2 protein-coding genes are annotated in these 1155 nt (G+C 45.5%); one reads left to right on the plus strand and one right to left on the minus strand.

The genetic code is table 11. The features are described from left to right. A partial coding sequence (locus tag AC1DLB_RS30575; RefSeq protein WP_477786351.1) for an Lrp/AsnC family transcriptional regulator occupies positions 1-365 on the minus strand: 365 nt, incomplete at its 3' end. Between the two features lie 200 nt (positions 366-565). Between AC1DLB_RS30575 and AC1DLB_RS30580 the strand changes: the two genes are divergently transcribed. Further along, positions 566-1155, plus strand: a 590-nt coding sequence (locus tag AC1DLB_RS30580; RefSeq protein WP_477786352.1) for a YczE/YyaS/YitT family protein, incomplete at its 3' end; no start/stop codon positions are given.

A 1155-nucleotide genomic window follows, 5' to 3' on the forward strand; every position in this document is an offset into this window, starting at 1 on the left:
GCGTTGATCTTCGCAATGATATTTTCGATATCGGCCATTGACCTGGCATAGATCCTGATCAGGTAGGAGTCGTTACCCGTGACGTGCAGGCACTCAACGACTTCGGGTATGTCGTTGAGCGTCGCTATCAATTTGGATTTCGCAGGCTTGAGGGTGGTCATGCCGACGACAGCAGATATGCCGAACCCTAGTTTGGTTGGATCTAACTGAGCGCTATATCCCTTGATAACCCCAGAGTCTTCGAGCTTTCGCAACCGATCAGTGGTGGCGGGAATAGAAAGACCTGCGTGCTTGGACAGCTCCGTGATGGAAATGCGACCAAAGTCCTGCACCTTCCCCAAGATTTTGATGTCTATACGGTCCATGTAAGCTCCCACAGCAAAAAGTATAAATTTTAATGAAAAGCACCCGGTTTTCATTAAAAAATAATGCACCAAAATAAAGCAGAGTGCTAGTCTATTTGCAGCCCGGTAAAGCCTAACAAGAACCCGGGTAATCAATAGCTCTGAATCCTTAGCGTTACGCACTGCATAATAAAATATTCTCCTCCAGGGATGGTGTTCGTATGGAAGATGAAAAAATAAAGTGTGAAAAAAAATCCTATCCATCATTCGCGAATTATATTGGAACGCAAGTCCTAAGTTTTCGTGATTTCAAGATGGATCAGATTTTTATGTATCTGGCTGGCGTCGCCCTTTTCTCGGTGGGGGCCAAGTTTTTCATAGTCAGTCAACTGGGGACTGACCCCTTAGATGTCCTGATCATCTCGATAAATAAAATACTCATGCTCGGAATGGGCGTTTGTTCGGGTATCGTTTCTCTATTCTTTCTGCTGTGGTGGATGCTCTGGAACAAGAAATATCCTCCGATAAGCCCATTTGTTACAACCACACTTACAGGTCTGTTGATTGACCTCTGGTCCGTGCTGGGGCTTGGAGAGTATTTGATTGTCAGAGTGAATGAGTACACGATATTGGCGATGGGTCTGGTGCTGTGTGCTTATTCGTCTGCACTGATTATCATGAGCGGTATTGGTATCAGAATCATGGACCTTGTGGTGCTTACCATGGTGTCCAAATGGGCGTGGTCATTCACCAAAGCCAAAATGATAATTGAAATTGGCATCTTTTCAACCGGATGGCTTCTAGGCGGGCC

The organism is Pseudomonas sp. 05N434 (assembly GCF_056396965.1).